The 20,983-nt window shown below is 71.8% G+C and carries 14 protein-coding genes; 7 read left to right on the top strand and 7 right to left on the bottom strand.

Annotation, left to right across the window (positions count from 1 at the left end; all coding sequences use genetic code 11):
* Window positions 1–178 precede the first annotated feature (178 nt).
* The 4 genes from BCD48_RS00435 to BCD48_RS00420 all read left to right on the top strand — a co-directional run bounded on the left by BCD48_RS00435 (window position 179) and on the right by BCD48_RS00420 (window position 6,358).
* Entirely contained in the window at window positions 179–862 is a 684-nt protein-coding gene (locus BCD48_RS00435; RefSeq protein ID WP_116271377.1) for a (2Fe-2S)-binding protein, read from the top strand.
* On the top strand, window positions 859–3,270 hold the full coding sequence (pucD, locus tag BCD48_RS00430) for a xanthine dehydrogenase subunit D (RefSeq protein WP_241841406.1): 2,412 nt from the start codon (window positions 859–861) through the stop codon (window positions 3,268–3,270). The genes BCD48_RS00435 and pucD overlap by 4 nt, the downstream gene beginning before the upstream one ends.
* Window positions 3,260–4,636 carry an allantoinase AllB gene (allB, locus tag BCD48_RS00425; protein WP_071046193.1) on the top strand — a complete coding sequence of 459 codons (1,377 nt, stop codon included), beginning with the start codon at window positions 3,260–3,262 and terminating at the stop codon, window positions 4,634–4,636. The genes pucD and allB overlap by 11 nt, the downstream gene beginning before the upstream one ends.
* Window positions 4,637–4,807: 171 nt before the next feature.
* Window positions 4,808–6,358: an allantoicase gene (locus BCD48_RS00420; protein WP_071046192.1), complete on the top strand. Its 1,551-nt coding sequence runs from the start codon at window positions 4,808–4,810 to the stop codon at window positions 6,356–6,358.
* A gap of 437 nt (window positions 6,359–6,795) precedes the next feature.
* On the opposite strand, the gene BCD48_RS00415 is transcribed toward BCD48_RS00420, so the two are convergent.
* Window positions 6,796–10,014 (bottom strand): AAA family ATPase, encoded by a 3,219-nt coding sequence (locus tag BCD48_RS00415; protein ID WP_274536476.1) that lies wholly within the window; start codon window positions 10,012–10,014, stop codon window positions 6,796–6,798.
* A gap of 502 nt (window positions 10,015–10,516) precedes the next feature.
* Between BCD48_RS00415 and uraH the strand changes: the two genes are divergently transcribed.
* Together uraH and BCD48_RS00405 are read left to right on the top strand one after the other, a co-directional pair.
* Window positions 10,517–10,843: a hydroxyisourate hydrolase gene (uraH, locus tag BCD48_RS00410; protein WP_071046190.1), complete on the top strand. Its 327-nt coding sequence runs from the start codon at window positions 10,517–10,519 to the stop codon at window positions 10,841–10,843.
* An 80-nt stretch (window positions 10,844–10,923) separates the two neighbouring features.
* The gene (locus tag BCD48_RS00405; RefSeq protein WP_071046189.1) at window positions 10,924–12,231 is read left to right on the top strand and encodes a DUF6986 family protein; all 1,308 of its coding nucleotides are present in this window, start codon (window positions 10,924–10,926) and stop codon (window positions 12,229–12,231) included.
* A gap of 232 nt (window positions 12,232–12,463) precedes the next feature.
* On the opposite strand, the gene BCD48_RS00400 is transcribed toward BCD48_RS00405, so the two are convergent.
* Complete coding sequence (locus tag BCD48_RS00400) at window positions 12,464–12,799, bottom strand: hypothetical protein (RefSeq protein WP_071046188.1); 336 nt, start codon at window positions 12,797–12,799, stop codon at window positions 12,464–12,466.
* A gap of 498 nt (window positions 12,800–13,297) precedes the next feature.
* On the opposite strand from BCD48_RS00400, the gene BCD48_RS00395 reads away from it, so the two are divergent.
* Window positions 13,298–14,362 (top strand): helix-turn-helix domain-containing protein, encoded by a 1,065-nt coding sequence (locus BCD48_RS00395; protein ID WP_071046187.1) that lies wholly within the window; start codon window positions 13,298–13,300, stop codon window positions 14,360–14,362.
* Window positions 14,363–15,751: 1,389 nt separating this feature from the next.
* On the opposite strand, the gene BCD48_RS56295 is transcribed toward BCD48_RS00395, so the two are convergent.
* The 5 genes from BCD48_RS56295 to add all read right to left on the bottom strand — a co-directional run bounded on the left by BCD48_RS56295 (window position 15,752) and on the right by add (window position 20,982).
* Complete coding sequence (locus BCD48_RS56295; protein WP_491677102.1) at window positions 15,752–16,120, bottom strand: GNAT family N-acetyltransferase; 369 nt, start codon at window positions 16,118–16,120, stop codon at window positions 15,752–15,754.
* A 388-nt stretch (window positions 16,121–16,508) separates the two neighbouring features.
* Entirely contained in the window at window positions 16,509–17,321 is an 813-nt protein-coding gene (locus BCD48_RS45160; RefSeq protein ID WP_083417966.1) for a GNAT family N-acetyltransferase, read from the bottom strand.
* 158 nt (window positions 17,322–17,479) lie between these two features.
* The gene (locus BCD48_RS00385) at window positions 17,480–18,775 is read right to left on the bottom strand and encodes a hypothetical protein (protein ID WP_071046185.1); all 1,296 of its coding nucleotides are present in this window, start codon (window positions 18,773–18,775) and stop codon (window positions 17,480–17,482) included.
* Entirely contained in the window at window positions 18,772–19,827 is a 1,056-nt protein-coding gene (locus BCD48_RS00380) for a helix-turn-helix domain-containing protein (RefSeq protein ID WP_071046210.1), read from the bottom strand. The genes BCD48_RS00385 and BCD48_RS00380 overlap by 4 nt, the downstream gene beginning before the upstream one ends.
* Before the next feature lie 81 nt (window positions 19,828–19,908).
* Window positions 19,909–20,982: an adenosine deaminase gene (gene add / locus BCD48_RS00375; protein WP_071046184.1), complete on the bottom strand. Its 1,074-nt coding sequence runs from the start codon at window positions 20,980–20,982 to the stop codon at window positions 19,909–19,911.
* Window position 20,983: the final 1 nt, after the last annotated feature.

Genomic DNA, 20,983 nt, shown 5'->3' with positions numbered 1-20,983 from the left:
CCGGAGGCGGTCGGTGGGATGACGCGTCAGCCGAAGGAGGAGCGACAATGCTTCACCTTCGCTCCTCCGGAGGCGGTCGGTGGGATGACGCGTCAGCCGAAGGAGGAGCGACAATGCTTCACCTTCGCTCCTCCGGAGGCGGTCGGTGGGATGACGCGTCGACGGAGGGACGGAGCCGGTGACGGTGGTGGGAACGGACGAGGACGCCGGTTCTGGCCTGGGCGTGCCCGCCCGCCGGGTGCTCGACCGGGGGAGCACGGCCCGCTACGACTACACCGACGAGGACACCGACGCCGGGCCGGTCGCCCGGCCTTACCGCCTGCACGTCGACGGCAGGCTGCGCGCCGTGACGGGCGCCTGGCTCGGTGACTCCCTGCTGACGGTGCTGCGTGAGCGGCTCGGGATCACCAGCGTCAAGGACGGCTGCGAGCAGGGGCGCTGCGGGTCCTGCTCGGTGCTGCTCGACGGCCAGCTGATCGCCGCCTGCACGACGCTCGCCGCCGACGCCGCCGACGCCCGGGTGACGACGCTCGCCGGTCTGCCGGCCGACGGGCTGGCACCCGCCGTGCGGGCGGCCTTCCTGCGCCACGGCGCCGTGCAGTGCGGCTTCTGCACGCCCGGCTTCGTCGTCGCCGTCACCGACCTGCTGGGCCGGCGCCCGGAGGCCGACGAGGACGAGATCCGGGAGGCCCTCGCCGGCAACATCTGCCGCTGCACCGGCTACGGCCGGATCATCGCCGCCGTCAGGGCCGTCCAGGCCGACATCGCCGCGGCGGCGGCCGGCCGGGCGGGCGTGGCGGGCCAGGGCGGCCCGGCGGGCGCCGCCGGTCGTCCGGATGCCGGTCGGGGGGCCGAGCCGTGAGCACCGGGCTGCCAGAGCCGGGGCGCGAGGGGATCGGGGCGTCGGCCCTGCGCCCGGACGGGCCGGCCAAGGTGACGGGCACCTTCCCCTACGCCGGAGACCTGGCGCTGCCCGGGATGCTGCATGCGCGCACGCTGCGCAGCCCGCACGCGCGCGCCCGGATCCTCGCCGTCGACATCTCGGCCGCGCTGCGGATCCCCGGCGTCGCCGCCGTCGTGACCGCGGCCGACGTTCCCGGTGTCGCCACCTTCGGGCTGATCGGCCTCGATCAGCCGGTGTTCGCGGCGACGGAGGCACGCTACGCCGGCGAGCCGGTCGCCGCCGTCGCCGCCGTCGACGCCCATACCGCCCGGCGGGCGCTCGCGGCGATCCAGGTCGACTACGAGCCGCTGCCCCCGGTCACCGACCCGGAGCTCGCGATCGCACCCGGCGCCGAGCCGCTGCACCCGGGCAGCCCCGGCTACGGCCCGGGCGGCGAGTTCAGCGACCCCGGCCATCCCAACATCTACCGGCAGATCGACATCCTCCACGGCGACACCCCGGACCTCGCCGGCGAGGTCGTCGTCGAGGACACCTACGTCTTCGGCATGCAGGACCAGGCCTTTCTCTCCCCGGAGGCCGCGCTGGTCACCCCGGCCGCCGACGGCGGCGTCGATATGGCCGTCGCCACCCAGTGGCTGCACTCGGACCGGGAGCAGGTCGCCGCCTGCCTCGGGCTGCCGGAGGAGCTGGTGCGGCTCACGCTCGCCGGCGTCGGCGGCGCGTTCGGCGGCCGCGAGGACGTGACCCTGCAGGTCCATGGCGCACTGCTGGCGCTCGGCACCGGGGCGCCGGTGCGGATCGCCTATGACCGCGTCGAGAGCTTCCTCGGCCACCCGCACCGCCACCCGGCGCGGATGTGGTTCCGGCACTCAGCGACCCGAGATGGCGATCTGGTCGCCGTACAGGCCCGGGTCGTCCTGGATGGCGGGGCGTACGCGTCGAGCTCGCGGGCCGTGATCTCGAACGCGGTCACCCATGCCGCCGGGCCCTACCGGGTGCCGAACGCCCACCTGTACGGCGCCTCCGTCCGGACGAACAACCCGCCGTGCGGGGCGATGCGCGGCTTCGGCGTGCCGCAGGTGACCTTCGGGCACGAGGCGCAGATGGACCGGCTCGCGGACGCGCTCGGGATGGACCCGGTCGAGCTGCGGGCCCGCAACGCGCTCGCCGCCGGCGACATCCTGCCGACGGGGGTGCCGATCCCCGGCCCGGTACCGGCCCGAGAGCTGATCGAGCTGGTCGCCTCCCGCCCGCTTCCGCCGCCGCTCGACCCGGCCAGCCCCGGCGTGGGCAGCGGCCTCGCGCTGCCCGGCGGCCGGCCGGCCGGCGCCGACCCGGCCCGGGTGCGCCGCGGGGTCGGCTACGCGCTCGGCATCAAGAACCTGCTGTTCTCCGAGGGTTTCGACGACTCGTCGGTGGCGCGGGTGCGCCTGGAGCTCGGGCCGGACGGGGTACCGCGGGCGTGGGTGCACACCGCCTGCGCGGAGGTCGGGCAGGGCTTCGTCACGATCGCCGGGCAGATCGCGCGCACCGAGCTCGCCGTCGAGGAGGTGGTGCTCGCCCCGGCGGACACCGCCGTGGGCAGCGCCGGCTCCACCAGCGCGTCCCGGCAGACCTGGATGAGCGGCGGAGCGGTGCGCGGTGCCTGCGCCGCCGTCGCCGACCGGCTGCTGGCCAGGGTGGCGCGCGCCCTGGGCCTGCCGCCGTCGGTCATCGAGGCGCCTCGCCGGGTGCTCAGCCTGCGCGACGGGCAGATCATCGGACCAGAGGCCGGTGCGCGGATCCCGCTCGCCGAGGCGCTGGCCGACGGTCCCGTGGAAGCCGAATACACCCACCACCACCGGCGCACCGAGGCGCTCGACGGGCGCGGCCAGGGTGACGCGCACGTGGCCTATGCCGCGGCGGCGCACCGCGCGGTCGTCGACGTCGACCTTGACCTGGGGCTGGTCCGGGTGGTGTCGCTGGCGCTCGCGCAGGACTGCGGGACCGTGCTCAACCCGCTGTCGCTGCTCGGCCAGGTCGAGGGCGGCACCGCGCAGGGCCTGGGCGTCGCGGTGATGGAGGAGCTGGTCACCGTCGACGGCGTCGTCGTCAACCCGACCTTCCACGACTACCTGCTGCCGACCATCGCCGACGTGCCCGAGCTGGACTTCGTCGCGGTCACCTATCCGCAGCCCGACGCGCCGTACGGGGTCAAGGGGGTCGGTGAGGCGCCGACCGGCACGGCGACCCCGGCGGTCGTGGCGGCGATCCGCGCCGCCGTCGGCCGCGACCTGCGCCGCGTCCCGGTCCGCCCGGCGGACCTGGTGACGCCGTCGCCGGGCGGCGAACCGATACGACACGGACGGGACGACGATGACGACTGAGCCGGACGCGCCGGCGCTCACGCTGCCGGAACGGGTGGAGGTGCTGCGCTCGCGGCGGGTTGTGACGCCGCGGGGCGTGATGGCCGCGGCGGTGCACGTCGCGGGTGGGCGGATCACCGCGATCACCGGCCCGGACGAGGTCGGCCCGGGCGCCGCTGTCACCGACCTCGGTGACCTCGCCCTGCTGCCCGGCGCGGTCGACGCGCACGTGCACGTCAACGAGCCGGGCCGCACCCACTGGGAGGGCTTCGCGACCGCCACGAGGGCGGCGGCCGAGGGCGGCGTGACGACGATCATCGATATGCCGCTGAACTCGATCCCGCCGACGACGTCGGTGGCCGCGCTCGAGGCCAAGCGGGCCGCGGCCGCCGGGCAGATCTCCGTGGACGTCGGTTTCTGGGGCGGAATCATCGGCGCCGACGCCACCAGCGTCCGCGACCTCGCCGAGCTGCACGACGCCGGCGTGTTCGGCTTCAAGGCGTTCCTCGCCCCGTCCGGGGTCGAGGAGTTCCCGCACGTGTCGATGGAGGCGCTCACCGCCGCGACGAGGCACACCGCCCGGCTCGGCGCGCTCACCGTCGTCCATGCCGAGTCGCCAGGGGTTCTGGACGTCGCGCCGCCCGCCGCCGGCCGCGCGTTCGCGAGCTGGCTGCGCTCCCGGCCGCCGGCCGCCGAGACGGAGGCCGTCGCCGCGCTCGCGGCGCTCGCCGGCGCGACCGGCGCCCGGCTGCACGTACTGCACCTGGCGGCCGCCGGGGCGCTCGACGATGTGCTCGCCGCCCGCGACGAAGGGCTGCCGCTGACCGTCGAGACGTGCCCGCACTACCTCAGCTTCACGGCGGAGGAGGTCCCTGACGGCGCGACCGAGTTCAAGTGCGCGCCACCGATCCGGGAACGCGCCAACCTGGAGCGCCTCTGGGACGGCCTGGCCGAGGGGCTGTTCGTCGGCGTCGTCTCGGACCACTCGCCCGCGAGTCCCGACGTCAAGTCGGTCGACACCGGCGACTTCGGCACCGCCTGGGGCGGCATCGCCTCCGTCCAGCTCGGCCCGCGCGCGGTGTGGACCGGCGCGCGTCAGCGTTCCCATGGCCTCGCGGACCTGGCCCGCTGGGTGGCGACCGGGCCCGCGGACCACGCCGGGCTTGTCCACAAGGGCCGGATCGCGGTGGGCGCCGACGCGGACTTCGCGGTGTTCGACCCGGAAGGTTCCGATGTGGTGGACGCCGCAATGCTCGCCCACCGCCACCCACTCACCCCCTACGCTGGAAGAACGTTGGACGGCGTCGTCCACGCGACCTACCTGCGCGGCCAGCGGATCGACGGCGGCCGGCCGCCGCGCGGCCAGCTCCTGAGCCGAGCTGGCTGACCATGTTCACTGCCCGCGCTGGCCGACCCTGTTCGCCGCGCTCCGGGCAGCTTCCCGATGGCGGCGCGGAACGCGGCGCCAGGGGAAACGCGGCGCCAGGGAAAACAGACAGATTCGAGCATGCGTCACCCGGGCACACAGGCCTGGGAACGCAGGGAGGACAGACCCCGGATGGCTGACGCGCCCGACCTGACCAACCTCGTCGACCTCGCCGGCGCGCGGCTTGGGGGCTCGGTGGTCGCGGTCAACGACGAGTTCTTCGCGTTCGCCGAGCGGATGCTGCTGCCGGAGCCGCCGATCGTGCGGCCGGGGGTGTTCACCGAGCGGGGCCAGTGGACCGACGGCTGGGAGACCCGGCGGCGCCGGGTGCTGCCGGGGGCCGACTGGGCGGTGGTCCGCCTCGGTGTGCCCGGCATCGTGCACGCCATCACGGTCGACACCACCCACTTCACCGGCAACGCGCCGGAGGCTGTGGAGATCCAGGGTGCCACCGTCGGCGGCTACCCTGCGCCGGAGGAGCTGCTCGACGAGTCGGTGCAGTGGGTGACGCTCGTGCCGCGCACCCCGGTGAACGCGGACTCGGTCAACGTGCTGCCCGTCGAGGGCCCCGGCCAGATCCGGATCACCCACCTGCGTCTGACGATCCACCCGGACGGCGGCGTGGCCCGGCTGCGCGCCCACGGCCAGGTCGTGCCCGACCCGCGGCTGCTCGACCGAGTGACCTCCGACCTCGCCGCCGCCTATCTCGGCGGCGTGGTCGTCGCCGCCAGCGATATGCACTACGGCGACCGGCACAATCTCAACGCCTCCGGCGAGGCCCGGGTGATGGGCGAGGGCTGGGAGACCCGCCGCCGGCGGACCCCCGGCTACGACTGGGCGGTGATCCGCCTGGCGACGACCGGGCGGGTCGTGCGCGCCGAGGTCGACACCCGCCACTTCCGCGGCAACGCGCCGCGCGCCGTCGCGCTCTGGGCGGCGAACGCGCCCGAGCTGTCCTTCTCGGACGACGTCTCGGCGATCACCGAATGGCGCCCGATGCTGCCACCGACCAGGACCCAGCCGAACACCAGGCACCTGTTCGACCTGGAGGTGCCGGTCGAGGCGACGCACGTGCGGGTCGACGCGATTCCCGACGGCGGCCTCGCCCGGCTGCGCCTGCTCGGCGCACCGACCGAGCCGGGCCGCGAGTCGCTGGCGATGCGCTGGCTGGACGCGCTCTCGCCCGGCGCGGCCAAGGAGGAGCTGCTCGCCTGCTGCGGATCGGAGGACTGGGCGGACGCCGTCGTCGCCCGCCGGCCGTTCGGCACCCTCGACGAGCTGCTCGCCGTCGCCGAGCAGGAGTGGTGGCAGCTGACGGAGGCGGCGTGGCTCGAGGCGTTCACCGCGCACCCGCGGATCGGTGAGCGCCCGGCAGTCGCGTCGGCCCCGCCGACGTCGGCGCGCGCGACCGTCGTCGGGCTGGACGCCCCGCGCCGCGAGCAGGCCGCGCTGGAGTCGGCGAGCGCGGAGGTCCGCGCCGCGATGGCCGAGGGCAACGCCGCCTACGAGGAGCGCTTCGGCTACATCTTCCTGATCCGGGCAGCGGGGCGGAGCGCAGAGGAGATGCTCTCCCTGCTGCGGGAGCGCCTCGAGAACGACCCGGACCGCGAGCTGCGGGTCGCCGCCGGCCAGCAGGCGGAGATCACCGCCATGCGGCTGCACCGGCTGATTACGGGCTCCTGACGAAAAGGATGTGGGCTCCCCGGGTGTCCGGGCGTCTCCCAGGGGGATGCGGTGGCCACGAGCCGGCTGTGCCGTCTCGTCACCCGTTCCTGACGGGCTGGCCCCCGGGAGGCAGCGCGGTCCCATTGGGCCTAGGACGGCAAGACGCCGCTCAAGGAGAGGCCTTGCCTTACATGGGATTTTCCACTGTCGGTGGGCTCCTCGGGCGGCCTAGCATCGTCTACGGTGCCGCCCGGACGGTCGTCGGGGGGTCGTTCCTCCGGGCGCCCGACCTCCACGGCCCGGTCCGTCAAAATTACGGGAGGTGACGGCCCGGGTTGTGGAGGACCGTCTCGCCGCCACTTGCGGCGCGATACGAGGTCGGCTATGCGGCGGTCCGGCACGGGGCCGCCGCATAGCCCCGAGTCGCGACCGTCTTCGACGGCCAGGCGCGGCGGTCAGCGGCCCAGGGCACCGTCGGGGCTGTCCGTCGGCGGTGGCGCCGGTCGGGGCTCGTCCGCCTCATCCCGAGGCGGTGGCGGGGTGGGCAGCGGGTAGGCAGGGAAGTCGCCCGAGCCGCGCAGACCCAGGTAGATGCCGGCGAGTTCCGCGCGGGAGGTGACGCCGTGCATCCGGTACAGCTCTCGGGCGACGTTCTCGGCGTGACCCTTCGACATGTAGAGCTCCCTGGCGATCGACTCGAAGTCGTCGCCACGCAAAATTCTCGTCAGCAGTGCCTGTTCTCGGTCCGTCAGTGGCCTGCCGCCGGCGCCGCCGGCCACCGGCCGCGGACTCGCGCGGGCCTCGCCGCTCCCCGCGGCGGCCGGGGAGGCCAGGTGCGTGATCGGCGGCACATCACCCGGGTGCGTGGCGACCGGAGCGGTCCTGAGCGCCGCCCGCCCGCGCAGGGCGGCGATCAACTCGCGGCACCGGCGCGAGTACGTCGCGGCGCCCAGCGCGTCGAAGACGTCGAGCGCGGCGGTCAGCTCGGCCGCGGCCCTGGCGTTGCGGCGCTGGCGCCGGTGCACCTCGGCCGCGCGCAGCCGGGCCTGGGCCGCCGGGAACGGCATGCCCAGCGCGTCGGACTCGGCGGCCGACCTCTCGAACTGCGCGACCGCCTCGTCGTGGCGGCGCTGGCTCGCGCGCAGGACGCCGCGCGCCCTGGCCACGAGCGCGAGCGTCACCGCCGAGCCGCGGGTACGCGCGTCGGCCTCGAGGCTCGCAAGCTCCGCCTCGGCCTCGGCGAACCGGCGCAGCCGGGCAAGTGCCTCGATGTTGAGGTGACGCCACTCGAAGACACCGGGCGGGCGCGTGCCCGCCGGGTTCGCCAGCGCCGCGGCCCGCGAGCAGGCCACGACGACGCCGTCCGGGTCGTCGAGCGCCGCGGCCAGGTGCGCGGCTGTGGTGGTGCGGTAGGCGCAGATCGCCGCCACGCCCTCGACGTCGTACTCGGCCACCCGGGCCAGCATCCGACCGACGGTGGCCGCGTCGCCGCGCGCCGCCGGAACGAGCGCGGCCGTGGCGTGGACGACCGGCAGTGCCCAGAGGTGCCCGGCCGACTCGGCGAGCGTGACGCTGTCGCGGCCGCAGGCGAGCGACTCCTCCCAGCGCCCGGACCGGAAGGCCGCCTCGGTGTAGTGGATCATCCCCATGAAGCGCTGGTGCAACGGATCCCGCGGGGTGTAGGTCCCAGGGCGCAGGTCCGCGACGGCGCCGTCCAGGTCCCCGGACCACAGCCGCACCGCGCCGCGGCCGACCCGGATCGTCATCTGAGTGTGCGGCGTCGGGTCGAGCAGCCGCTCGCCGTCGGCCAGTTCGGCGAGCGCCCGCGCGCCGTCGCCGGTCGCGGCGGTAAGTGCCGACGCGGCCAGCGCCAGCCCCTGCGCCCGCATGGGGGACGGCGCGCCCGTCTCGTCGAACGCCCGTCGGGCCCAGTCCTGGGCCGCGTTGTAGAACCCGGCCAGGATGTAGGCCTGCCCGACCCCAGCGGCGCTCTGCGCGGCGGTCTCGGCGTCACCACGGGCGCGGGCGGCGTCCCAGCTGGCCATGAAGCCGAGAACGCCCTGCTCGGCCCGGTTGGCCAGCAGGTCCAGGTGTGCCCGCACATAGAGCTGGCGGGGCGAGCCGTCGACCTGGTCGCCGTCGTCGGTGCTCTGATCCTCGGCACCGTCGCCCGCGGCCAGCGCCGCCGTGGCCTCGGCGCGTTCGCCGGCCTGGAGGAACGACATCGCCGCGTCGAGGCGCAGTGAGCGAGCCTGGGCGCGGTCCGGGGTGATCGAGGCCGCGAGCAGCAGATGGTCGGCCGCCCAGGCGTAGCGCCCGGAGGCGGACTCCGACCCGGCCAGTTTGATCAGCTCGTCGGCGAGCTCGCTGTCGGGGGTCAACGCCGCGGCGGCCCGGTGCTCCAGCGCGGTCGCGCGGTCGGCCGACGCCTCGGCCACCGCCAGATGCAGCGCGGACCGTTCCTCCAGGTCAACGGCGTGGTAGATCGTCGCCCGGACGACCGCGTGCGGCGGCACGACCCGCAGCGCCGGCGGCGCTCCGGCGGTGCCGACCAGGTCGTGGCGCACCGCCTGCGCGAGCGCGCGAGCCGGCTCGGTGATCCCGGCGAGCGTGGCGATCTCAGCCAGGCCGCCGCCGCGGCCGAGCACCGCGACGGCGGCGGCCAGCTGGCGGCCCTCCGGCGGGCAGGCGGCCAGGTCGCGCTGGACGAGCGAGGCCAGCGACTCCGGCGCCCGCGGCGCGCTGACCGCGCTTTGGCCGACCCCCTCCCAGCGCTCGTCGCCGTCGGCGGTGAGCAGTTTGCTGATCCACAGCGGGTTGCCCTCGGTGGCCTCGACGAGGTGGCGCAGCCGGCGGGGCGGGGGCGGGGGCAGTCCGCGGGCGGCGCACAGCTCGGCCAGCTCCGTCTCCCCGAAACCTGACAGGTCCAGGGCCAGGCCCGCGACCGCGGCGCGCCGGCGCACCCCGTCCAGCCAGGGGGAGTCGTGCGGCCGGCCGGCGATCAGGACCAGCAGCGGCAGCCTGCTCCCGTGCAGCAGCAGGTGCCCGACGGCGCGCAGCGACGGGGCGTCGCACCAGTGGATGTCGTCGATCCGGAGCACCACCGGACCGGTGGCGCAGCAAAACTCGGCGGCGCGGGTGAGCAGCTCGCCGGTCTCGCGGATCCGCTCCGCGACCGCGCCGGCCGCCACGTCGGGGGGGTCGGCCTCGAACGCGCCTGCGGACCCGATCCCGTCGATGTCGATGTCCCGCGCTCTCGGGGCGGCCGGAGCGACGAGAGCCGGAAGCCGGCGGCCGTGGTACTGGCGGCCGGGGTCCGGGGCGGCCACGGCGGCAGGGCCGTCGTCGGCGCCGGCCGGTCGCGCGCCGGGCACCGTCGCTCCCGCGGCGGCGCTCGTATCCGGCGCAGGCGTGAGCTGGTCCAGCAGCCGGTCGGCCAGGTCCAGATCATGGGTGCGGGCACCGTACGCGGCCTCGACCCGGACGATGGTCGGCCTGGGCGTTCCGGGCGGGAGGTCGCCCTCGGCGAGCCCGCCGAGGAACCAGTCGAGCAGCGTCGTCTTGCCGATGCCGGGCGGTCCTTCGACGAGCACGCACCGCAGGCTGGGGGCGACCGCCGCTGCGTACTGCGCGGCTAGCAGGCCGAGCTCAGACACGCGACCGACAAAACGCATCATCTGCCTGCCTCGACCCACTCCACGTCGACCCGTCCCGACTCAGCCCCCTGTTCCGTCCCGACCGACCTCCGCACCTGGGATCCCCGTCGGATCGGCCTCGCCGGTCTAACAGGTCCGGATTCGGTCCTGGACTTACCGGCGGATCCTAGCCGCTTAGTGGCCATTTGGTGACGTAGACGACTCGCTGTGGTCGTGGGCCCGTCTCGGATTGGTCGGCATACGTGTGAGGCCGAGGCCCGCGCGCGCCGAGCCGCCGGCCGCCGGAACCGCAGGTCACCGGGTCGACCGCGGGCCTTCGCGATCCTCACGGGCGTGTCCCGCCATGGGCGGTTGTGCTGAAGTCCGGTTCCGGCCATCGCGAAGTACCACGCTCGTGCCGATGGTGGGCCGTCGTCCGTTGCCGTGGCCGGCGGCGGCCCCGGCCCGACAGGCTCGGGATACTTGCCGGGGGCGGCCATCAGAGCGCACCGTTGCGCGCCGACGAATCGTGAGGGCCCAGATGTCACTGTCCACCCATGTCCTCAACACCGGGGTCGGGTGCCCCGCGGCCGGGGTCGCCGTCCGGCTTGAGAAGATCATCCTTGGGTTTGACGGCCAGCACAAAGGCTGGAGGCTTGTCGCCGAGGCTGTGACGGACGACGACGGCCGGATCGCGTCGCTGCCCGCCGACGCGGCCGGACGGTGGCGGCTGGTGTTCGACACCGCGGAGCTCTCGGCCTTCTTCCCCGAGGTGACCATAACCTTCGTGATCGACGATCCGGCCGCCCACCACCACGTCCCGCTGCTGCTCGCCCCTTACGGCATCTCCTCCTACCGGGGCAGCTGACCACACGCCCACGCCCACCACCGAGACCGGTCGGACGCGAAGCTCAGCGCACCTCCGAGCCCACGTCCACACTGGAGGGCGTGCCCACCCTGTCGGAACATCTGCTGGGCCGGCTGACGGCGCCGCTCGCGCCCGTGGATGCGACGCTCGCGGCGCGCCACCCTGGCGACCCAGGCACCCGTCAGCCCGTGCACACCTGCTACGTGTCGGCCGAGCGGTTCCATCCCGACGTCATCCTCGAATGGGGTGAAAGCGCCCGCGAGGCGCTCGCGGAGCACGCGGGGTCACCGGCGGAACTCGCCGACGCCGTCGGCCTCGGCACGGTGACAGGCGCCGGTGCGGCCGGTGCGGCCGGCGCGGGGGCCGGGCAGGCGGGCGGGGGGCCGGGCGAGGCCGATCCGGCGCTGGCCGAGCGGGTGCACGCCCATGTGCTGCGCACGTTGTCGATGGATCCCATCCAGGACCTGCGGGTCGATCTGGAGGACGGCTACGGCATCCGCCCGGACGACGTGGAGGACGAGCACGCCATCGCCGCGGCCGAGGCGCTGCGGATGGCCTCGGCGGCTGGGGCGCTGCCAGCCAGTTACGGGCTGCGGCCCAAGTCGCTCGACCCGGCGGTGCGCGACCGCGGGCTGCGCAGCCTCGACCTGTTCCTCACCGCGCTCGCCGGTGACGACGGTGGCCCGCCCGGTCTGGTGATCACCCTGCCGAAGGTGAGCGCACCGGAGCAGGTCACGGTCTTCCTCGCCGTGCTCGACGAGCTGTTGCCCCGGATCGACCTGCGCCCGCCGGCCGTCGAACTGCAGATCGAGACCCCGGCGGCGGTTCTCGCCCTGCCCGCGTTGGTGGACGCCGGCCGAGGCCGCGTCACAGGCCTGCACGTCGGCACCTACGACTACTCGGCCGCGCTCGGGATCGCCGCCGAACACCAGGCCAGCGACCACCCGGCCGTCGAGTACGCCACGACGCTCATGCAGCTGGTGACCGCCGGAACCGGGATCCGCGTCGCCGACGGCTCGTCCAACCTGCTGCCCGTCGGATCGACGGACGCCGTGCGCGCGGCCTGGCGCCGGCACGCCGGTCTCGTCAGCAGGGCCTGGCGGCGCGGGCTTTACCAGGGCTGGGACCTGCACCCGGCGCAGCTGGTGAGCCGGCACGCGGCCGTGGCGGCCAACCTGCTCGCCGGCCTGCCGACCGCGCTCGCCCGCCTCTCCGCCTACGCCGAGGCCCGCTTCGCTGGCGCGGTCGCCGACGAGCCGGCGACCGCCAGGGCGCTGGCCGGGCACGTCCTACGCGCCCTCGACGCCGGCCTCCTCGACGACGCCGGCCTAGCCACCGCCGACCTCGACCGCGCCGTCGTCACCAAACTAGGCGGCCGCGCCGGCTAGATCTCGGGGAGGCGCTCCCGGCGGACTGGGTGGTGCCCCACCCGCGTTCAGCGGTCCCGCGTCGCAGCCGGACGCTGAAGCTCGCTGAACCTGGCCGCCGCAGTCCAGGCGAATCACTGAAGCTCGCTGAACCTGGCGGCCCGGGCCGCGGCCGGGACCGGACACGAAAATGGCCGCCCTCGGCGTTGAGGGCGGCCATCGCATGGAACTCCCCGGGGGGTGCGCTCCGCGCTCACAGGAGGGCGGGCACCGTGACCGTGACCTGGGTGCTCGCGGTCGTGAGGAGATGCTGGGGCGAGGCCTCGTGGTGCGCCGTCCCGGCCAGGCCGACCAGGAAGACGATTACGACGGTCACGACCAGCAGGAGCGTCTTCACTGCGGCCATCATCGGGCGAAGGAACTCGGCCGCGATGCCCCAAAGGTGCCCGATGTGCCGGGTCAGCCCGGTGATCAGGGCGGCCAGGCCGAAGAAGGTGACGATGGTCAGAAGGATCATGCCCCCCATGCCGTTCGATTGGGCCACCTGGGCCTTTTCGGCGTGTTGCATGAGGGCTACTGTGGTGAACATTCAGGCTCCGTCCCCGCTCGGATTTGCGCCGTCGCGTGGTGTGCTGGCGCCGTAGGTGGCACTACGGCGGCCGGAGGCACCGCTGCGTCGAGGTGCCGCAAGGTTGACGGGCCGGGCGGACCCGCCTGAGTGCCAGAGCGCCCCCGGTTCTTCGCCGCGAAACGAGGCCGGGGGTGTTCTGCTGTCCGGGGTTCTGCCGCTGGTAGCGGTCCCGCGCGGATCGATGGATGCTTCAACTTCGCCTTCCCTTCTGAAGTTCAGAAGTTCAATCTGAACTTTTGTCGTTTTCGACGATAATCCTGACGGTCCATCAATTCCCACTGTAGGACCAACATGCCGACAAGACTAGGCTTTTTGGGGTTCGGGTGTCCGCAGCGCGCCATGTGGAACTCCGGCCGTCCGCTCGTCGTTCACTGGGGATCTCTGGTACTCTTGCTATTCATCCGAGGCTCAAAGTTTCACTGAAATTCGGTGTCGCCAGTGAAAGGGGTGGAGCCGATGGCGGATGCGAATCTGGCGCTGGCTCGTCGCCTCCGTGCGCTGCGACGGGCCGCGGAGGGCGGGCTGCGGCAGGCCCACGTCGCCGCGGCTCTGGACGTGTCGGTCGCGACCGTCTCGTCCGACGAGAACAACGCGCGCGGCATCCCGCTCGCCAGGTTGCAGCTTTACGCGGTCTTCTACGCCGCGCCCCGGGCCGACGAGCGCACCGCGGCGCCGCGGGTGGCGGCCGAGGACGAGCTCACGGCCGAGGAGCGCGCCGCCCGGGACGTGCTGCTGGCCGAGCTGACGGCACTCCTGCGGACGGCCGCGGCGTCCGCACGCGAGTTGACGGTCGCCGTGCTTCCCACCGAGGCGCCGCGCAGGACGTGGCGCTTCGACGACGGGGCGCCGGTGCGGATCGTGTGCGGCCAGCTTCCGAAGGGGGTCCGACCCCCGCTGGCGTCGCCGGACAACGTCAACTACACCGAGCTTCTTTCCTACGCCGACCTCGACGCGCTCATGGAGCTGTGGGGCCATCTCCGCGCGGAGAACCCCGCCGTGGAAGACGTCCGGTTCATCACCTCGGAGGACGTGGCGCCGGACGACATGTCCGGCCACCTTGTGCTCTTAGGCGGGCTCGGCTGGAATCAGGCTGCGGACTGGAACCGTCGGCAGGCCGAATTCCCGGTGACCCAGATCGAGGTCCCCGAGTACCAGGAGGGCGAGATCTTCGTCATCGACCGTGACGGAACCGAGGAGAAGGTCGTGCCCACGATTTCGAGCGACCCGCGTCTCGGTCTGCGTGAGGATATCGGTCTGCTGATCAGGACGCCGAACCCCTACAATCGGGCGCGCACGCTGACAATCTGTAACGGGGTGTACTCCAGGGGCGTCTTTGGTTCGGTACGGTGCCTTACCGACAGGAACCTCAGAGAACGTAACGAGCGGTACATCTTCGAGCGGTTTGGCGACGCGGAAGAGTTCGGCATCCTGATGCGGATCAGGGTACTGAAGGGTAAGTCGTTCACGCCGGATCTGCACGATCCGGACGTAATAATCTTTGAGTGGCCCGAAAGGACCTGAATCGTCGTGGCTGTGAACGCTGTGGGCGCCGAGGTGGAACCGCCCGGCGACCCCTTTGTCGGCGGGCAGACGCCCGTCACCCACCAGGTGTCGCACCTGGGGCTGCTGCGGCGGTGTGGCCTGGAGAAGGCAGACAGGCTCGACGCGATCGTCGTGCCGGCGTCCAGGCCCGCGCACAACCTGGCGACCGCCATGAAGCTGGCGCTGTCCGTCGACGCGCACCTGGTCGTCATGTGCAGCGGCGGGACGCCGGCGGACGAGGTGGGCCGGATGGTTCTGACCTACCCGGGGCTGCGGGCCACCGTGATCGACCTGTCCGACGGATACAAGCACCCCGAACTCGACGAGTTCGAGACGGCCGGCGTGCTCGGCGCCGCCCCGGCACACCTTGGCGACCTCTACCTCAAGCGCAATATCGGCCTGCTGCTCGGTGCCGCCGCCGGATGGCATTCGTTGCTTTTCCTGGATGACGACATCCGGGATATCCCGGCGGATCTCGTCCAGCGGGCGGTGAAGGGGCTGGACCGTTTCGACGCCGTCGGGATGTGTACCGGGCATTTCCCCGACAACTCGGTTGTCTGCCACGCGAACCGGCTCGCGGGCGGGCGTCAGGACATCTTCGTCAGCGGATCCGCGCTTGTGGTGGACCCGTCGCGTGACGCGGGGTTCTTCCCACAGGTCTACAACGAGGACTGGCTCTTTCTCATCGAGTCAGCACGGCGCGGCGCGCTGGGTAGGGCAGGCTGGGTCACACAACTCGACTTCGACCCGTTCGCGGACCCGCAGCGGGCCGCCGCCGAGGAGTTCGGCGACGTCCTCGCGGAGGGGCTCATGGCCCTAGTGCGCGCGGGGCGCCTCCAAGAGGCCGGCACGGTCGTGTTCTGGGAACACTTCCTCGCGGAGCGTGAGCGCTTCATCACCGACACCATCGGACGGCTGTGCGCGAATCCCGAGGTTGGGGCGGACGCGGCCGAGGCGGCCGTGCGCGCGCTCATGACCGCACAGACGATCAGGTCCGAGATCCGCCCCGAGGTTCTGGTCGACTATGTCAAGCGATGGGAGTCGGACCGTGTCAGGTGGCGCCGGCTCCGGGAGCGGATAGCCGCCCAGGCCTCGCTCGCGGCCGGCCTGCGGTCGCTGGACCTGACGGACCGGGTTGTCGGCCGGGGCGCCATGCCACCCGCGAGAGCGGTGGCCCGGAAGGCTGGGCCGGACGGCCGGTCGCCGCGCCGGCGGCTGACCCCGTGGAGCTGGACACGCGCGCGTCTGGGCGAGCTCGCCGGGCTTCTGGCGTTGGAGGCACCATCGGTGCCGGAACCCGGCGATCACCGGCGCACGTCGGCGGGCACCGCCGGCGGCGACCGGCCTCGTGAGCCGCTCGGCCTCAGGTCAGCCGAGACCGTCGTCGACGGGCCCGCGGGCGACGTCTCTGACCATCCGGACCTCGCTCCGGGTCGCATCACCGGGAAACGGCTGCTCCAACCCCGTCCGTTGGAACCCGAGACGTTCATAGACAGCGATGGCCGACGGGTTGTCCTCCGCGACCCACAGGGAAAGGAACCTGGCCGCGTCGCGCGCCGCCCAGGCCGTGACCGCCGTGATCAGGCCGCGGGCGACGCCATGGCGTCGCCAGGTGGGCGCGACCCAGAGGCTCATGAGGTGGCGCTCGTCGGGCGGATCGGCGGACAGGTCCGCGCCACAGACCAGACCGATGTGCGTTCGGCACGCTTTGGCGACGAACCAGGTCGCGGTGTCCATCCGGGCCAGCCAGTCGGACTCGGTGAAGGCGCCTTCGCGGGCGATGGTGGAGTCGAACGCGGCGGGATCATGGTCTAGCGCCAGCAGGCGCAGGTCGCGCAGCAGGGCCCACTCCCCCTTTTCGAGAGTGCGGATCTCGAAGCTGTGGGTCACCGTCCAACGGTGACAGAATCCGGGCTTTTGTTCACCTAATACCCCCACAGTGTCACTGACCTCGCGCTCCGGGGCGTCCGGCGGCACCCATCAGCGCAGACCGGCGCGGCCGACCAGCGTGAGGCTGCGCTCCTACGACTCGGCGTGGGCCGCCGGGTCGTAGGCCCGCGCGTTGGCGCGGGCCTCGCGGGTCCGGTCGAAGAAGGGCCCGAGGTCGTCGCCCCCGCCGCCAGGTTCAGGGCCCCGTCCGCGGGGTGCAGGTTGGACACCCCGCCGCCCGGTAGGCCAGCCCGGTCACCGTCACCCGGCCGAACACCGTGGTCAGCGCCCTCCAAACCCATTGGACTACAGCACCGGTCGACTCTCGGTCGCAGGATTCAGAACGGCATGAGGGTCGCTCGACCGCTTGGGTCGTCTGCCCTGGTGATGAACCTGTGCATGTGGTACTCACGCCGGTGTCGTCGCCACCACCGCCTGCGGGGCTCGCCACGGTAGCGCTGGGCCTGTCGTCCGTCGGTGAGAATTCGCGGTTATTCTCGAACCAATCCGCTGCCTGGCTATTTTTCTCAAACACCCACAGCCCGATGACGGAAGCACCGTCCGACGCAGCCTCCGTGACTGTCGCATCGACAAGCGCCTGCGCGATCCCGCGTCGCCTGTGGAGTGGGTCTACCCACAGTGCTTCCAGGTGTGGGTGAGGCTTACGGATCTTGGTGCACTCGTGGGGGAAGATGAATGCGGACGTGTTGAGCGCGGCGACCGCGATAGGGGCGACAGCCTCCTTCGCAACGAACCACGTTCCGTGTTGAAAGTGCTCCCGCCACTCCCGCTCGCCGTACTGGGCGGTCACCTTCCAGTCGCCGCCTAGTTCGTCCGGCGAAGTGTCGAGGGACCGGAGTCGAACCTGCCGCAGAACTGACCAGTCGTCCTTTGTGAGTTTCTCGACGGTCCACCCACCTGGGTGGGCTCCATCTACTTGGTTCCAGCCGACCTGCGGACGCGTCAACCGGGCCGGCCGGCGCGCCGCGGCCACCACGTTCCGCCCCATGGCGCCCTCGTTGCTACTGCCCGTGTCGCTATTGTCTGTGTGCACAAGATCACTCTGATCATTGTTGATCACTACGACTCTGCCATTTTACACACGGGTCCGGGGTGCCTGACGGCGCCTTCCCGTGGGCCGAGTCATGTTGAGTGTGCCCAGTAAGCCTAACCGAGCCCTAGGAAGCCAAGTGTCAACGCCATGTCGTTGAGGCGCGGCAGTGCCCCGAGTCGCCTTGCCCAGGCCCGCCGGTCCTGATCGAAACGGGTTAGATACTCCGTGCAAGCGTCGGGAGTGACCGACCTCAGTTGCCGCTGGGCAGCCTTGACGGCCTCCGTGGCATTGGCTGCATATTGGCTGTCGCTGGTGCTGAGGCCAGCGCGGATCTCGTGGAGGAGCGCGCTTCTGGCCGCGAGGAACTTCTTCCAGTACTCGGTCGTTGGTAGCTCGGATTTGCCGAGGTGAAGGCTGGCGAGCAGTCCCTCGGCCAACACGTCACCGAACTCTTCGTACCTGGCTCTTTCGGGCAGGAATGGATTGTATTCGCGCTGTCTTACGAAGCCGACGCGGGTGATTCCGGATCGCCGTGTCTCGCGAAGCAGGAAGAAAAAATCCTCATTGTATATATTCGGGAAGAGCGAGATTTCTTCCGAGCAGTTGACGCCCAACGCGGACCCGCTGGCGAAGACGTTCTGTTTCCCACCCACGAGCCGGAGCGCGTGGCAGACGGCCGAGTTGTCCTCGGTCGGCAGACTGTCCGCGGGACCCTCGGGTGATTCAACGAGGAAGCAGGATGCTCGGTTCGAGTTCAGGGCGGCACTGGCCCGCAAAAGGCCGCCCGGGTCGATGCCATATATGTCATCGTCCATGAAGACGATCTTACGCCATCCGGAGAGCCGCGCTATCAGAAGACCGAGATTCCGCTTCAGGCTGAGGTCCCGAGGCACGGGTGTCGGTGACAGCCGCATAAATATCTCCGACGACGTGGCGAAATCGAGTGTGGGATGCCAGTAGCCGGGCGGTATGTCGATGGCGGTGACCTCGGCCTGGGTGGAATCAAACCGTGCCCGAACCTCGACGGCGCGGGCCTCTCGGCTACAGAGAACAATTAGACGTCGGCTGGCGCCCGAAGCGATCTGCGCCGCGGTGTCGAGATGCTTTGCGGGCCGTACGGTCGGGACGATGACGGCGTCGAGCAGGTCGGCCGAGTCACCGGTGGCCGGTTCGTAGACCTTGAGGAAATCGCGGTGATCGGGGAAGTGATGGACGCTGGTGCCGTTGGCCGGGGCGGGGATCCCGGCCTCGTACTCGGCGACCGGGGAGCGCCTGGCCTGGGCCGCCTGGGCGCTGCCGGGGGTCTCCGCCCCCGAGCCGTGCTGCCGTCGGGGCCGGTCCGCGCACTCGCCGCGATGGCCCTCGGCTCTGGTAGAACGGCTCCCACCTGTTTGCCGTGGCCGTGTCACGCTTTTTCTGACCACTCGTAAAGACGGTTTCTCGGGTTGCTGATCTCCGGTGTTACCGTTTTCGAAATGTTGATCGGGACCCGGAACAGCACGCCATAGCTGATCGCGTCCCCGAATGTCTTGGCCAGGTATTCCTCGTTGCGGTCGCGCAACGAAGGGTTGGTCAGCATCCGCACGGCGCCGAGTACGCCCCGCGAGTGCACACCATTACAGATGGTGAGGGTCGTTGCCGAATTATACGGGTTCGGGAATCGGGCGAAGAAGCCGACGTCCTCGACGACGCCGAAAGCGGCGTTCCTGGACTGCTGGGGGACGTATCGTCGCGGCGGGCTTCCGTCCGCCGGATCGACGACGAAGATCTCGCCGTCGGGGAACGCCTCGTCCTCGACCTGTTGCACCGGCAGGTTTTCAAGGAGAGCCAGAAAGGATCCTGTCGTCTGGTTCCAGCCGAGTCCGCCGACGACGATTACATGATACGAGAGGTCCGCGTCGGACATGTCATCGGGCTGCATGAAGCGGACGTCGGTGCCCGGGTTCTCCGCACGGATGTGGCCGAAAAGCTCCACCATCGCGTCGAGGTCGGCGTAGGTCAGCAGCCTGGTGAAGTTGGAATTGGTTGCCAGGGCGAGGCTGGAGACGTCTTCCATCGGAATCTTGCCGCAGACGAGGCGGACCGGTGTGTCGTCGGGAAAATCCCAGGTACGCCGACGGCCCTGCGCGCGGGGCGACGCGCCGCCGTCGCGGAGCCGTCGCAGCTCCCCGAACAGAGAATCGCGTTCCTCCCGCTCCTGGGGTAGGAACTCGTCCTCACTCAGAACCCGAAGCTGGCCGTTCGAGACAGAGCGGGGCGTCGCGAAGAACGTCGCGTAGAGCCAGAGCTTGTCATCGCCGGGCGCGGCCTGGCCCGTCTCGTAGCTCGATACCGTCGACTCTCCGACGTGGAGGAGCCTGGCCAGGCTCACCTGGGTCAGTTGCCGTTGCCAACGTCCGGTCCGCAGTTCCTTCAGGCGCCGAGCCAGGGGCGGGGGAGTTCGCCGTGGTCCAGGAGCCACGACCACCCCTCTCCAAGGCGATCTCGGTGGAGTCCATGGTAATCCAACGTGGCTTGCTGAGGTTCCGGTCGGACGAGCTGGTCAGGCGGACGTCGGCAGGCGGGCCGAGAGGGCCGCGGCCTCCGTGGAGACGCGGGTGCGCAGGGCGCGTTTGGCGTCGGCGTCGAGCCAGGTCGCCTCGACGCCGTCGAGGGCGATGGTGACCATGTCGTCGAAGGTGTAGCCGAAGGCATCGGCGACCGAGGCGTACTCGTAGCCGAGGTCGAGGTCGGTCATCGCCGGGTCGTCGGTATTGAGCGTCGCGAGCAGACCGGCGGCTCGCATGGCTGGGTAGGGATGGTCGGCGAGCGCGGGGAACGCGTTGGCGATCCGGATATTGGAGTTCGGGCAGACCGTGAGCGGGATGCGCTCGGCCGCGAACCGACGCACCAGCTCCGGGTCGTCGACCAGGGATAGCCCGTGGTCGACGCGTTCGGCGCCGAGGACATCGATGACCTCGGCGATCGCCGACGGCGGCGAGTTCTCGCCCTGATGCCCGGTCAACCGGAAGCCGAAGCCGGCTGCGGCGCGGTACGCCTCGGTAAACGACTTCGGGTCGACGCCCAGCTCGGTGGAGTCCATCCCGACGCCGAGAACTCGTTCGATACCCGGTGCGCCCGAGCGGCGTAGCTCGCCCAGTTCGGTCACCATCTGCAGCCCGGGTGGCGAGCCGAACGCCCGGTCGATGTCCGCGATCAGCATCGCCCGCGACCCGGTCTCCGCCTCGGCCGCCGCGATCCCGTCGGCGAGTCCGGCGACGATGTCGGCGAGCCGCTGCCCGGCGTCGAGGTGCCGGGCAGGGGTGAAGAACATCTCCGCGTAGACCCGGCCGTGCGCGGCGGCGTCGACCACACTTTCGTAGCCGAGGCGAGCCCAGTCGTCGCGTGCGCCCAGTGTCGACTGCACCAGCCAGAAGATCGACAGGAACTCGTTCAACGAGCTGTAGGAGTACAGCTCGTCCAGGTTCTCCGTCGGCAGCGCCAGCCCGTGCCGGTGGGCCAGGTCGAGAACCGTCCCCGGGCGCATCGTGCCCTCGACGTGGCAGTGCAACTCGACCTTCGGCAGCAGGTCCAGCGCCGTGGCCAGGCCGAGCGGCTCGGTTCCGTTCGTCGTCATG

The organism is Pseudofrankia coriaricola (assembly GCF_001854805.1).
Taxonomy (GTDB): domain Bacteria; phylum Actinomycetota; class Actinomycetes; order Frankiales; family Frankiaceae; genus Pseudofrankia.
Note: the sequence above shows the minus strand (reverse complement) of the source record. Positions and strands in the feature narration are given on the sequence as shown.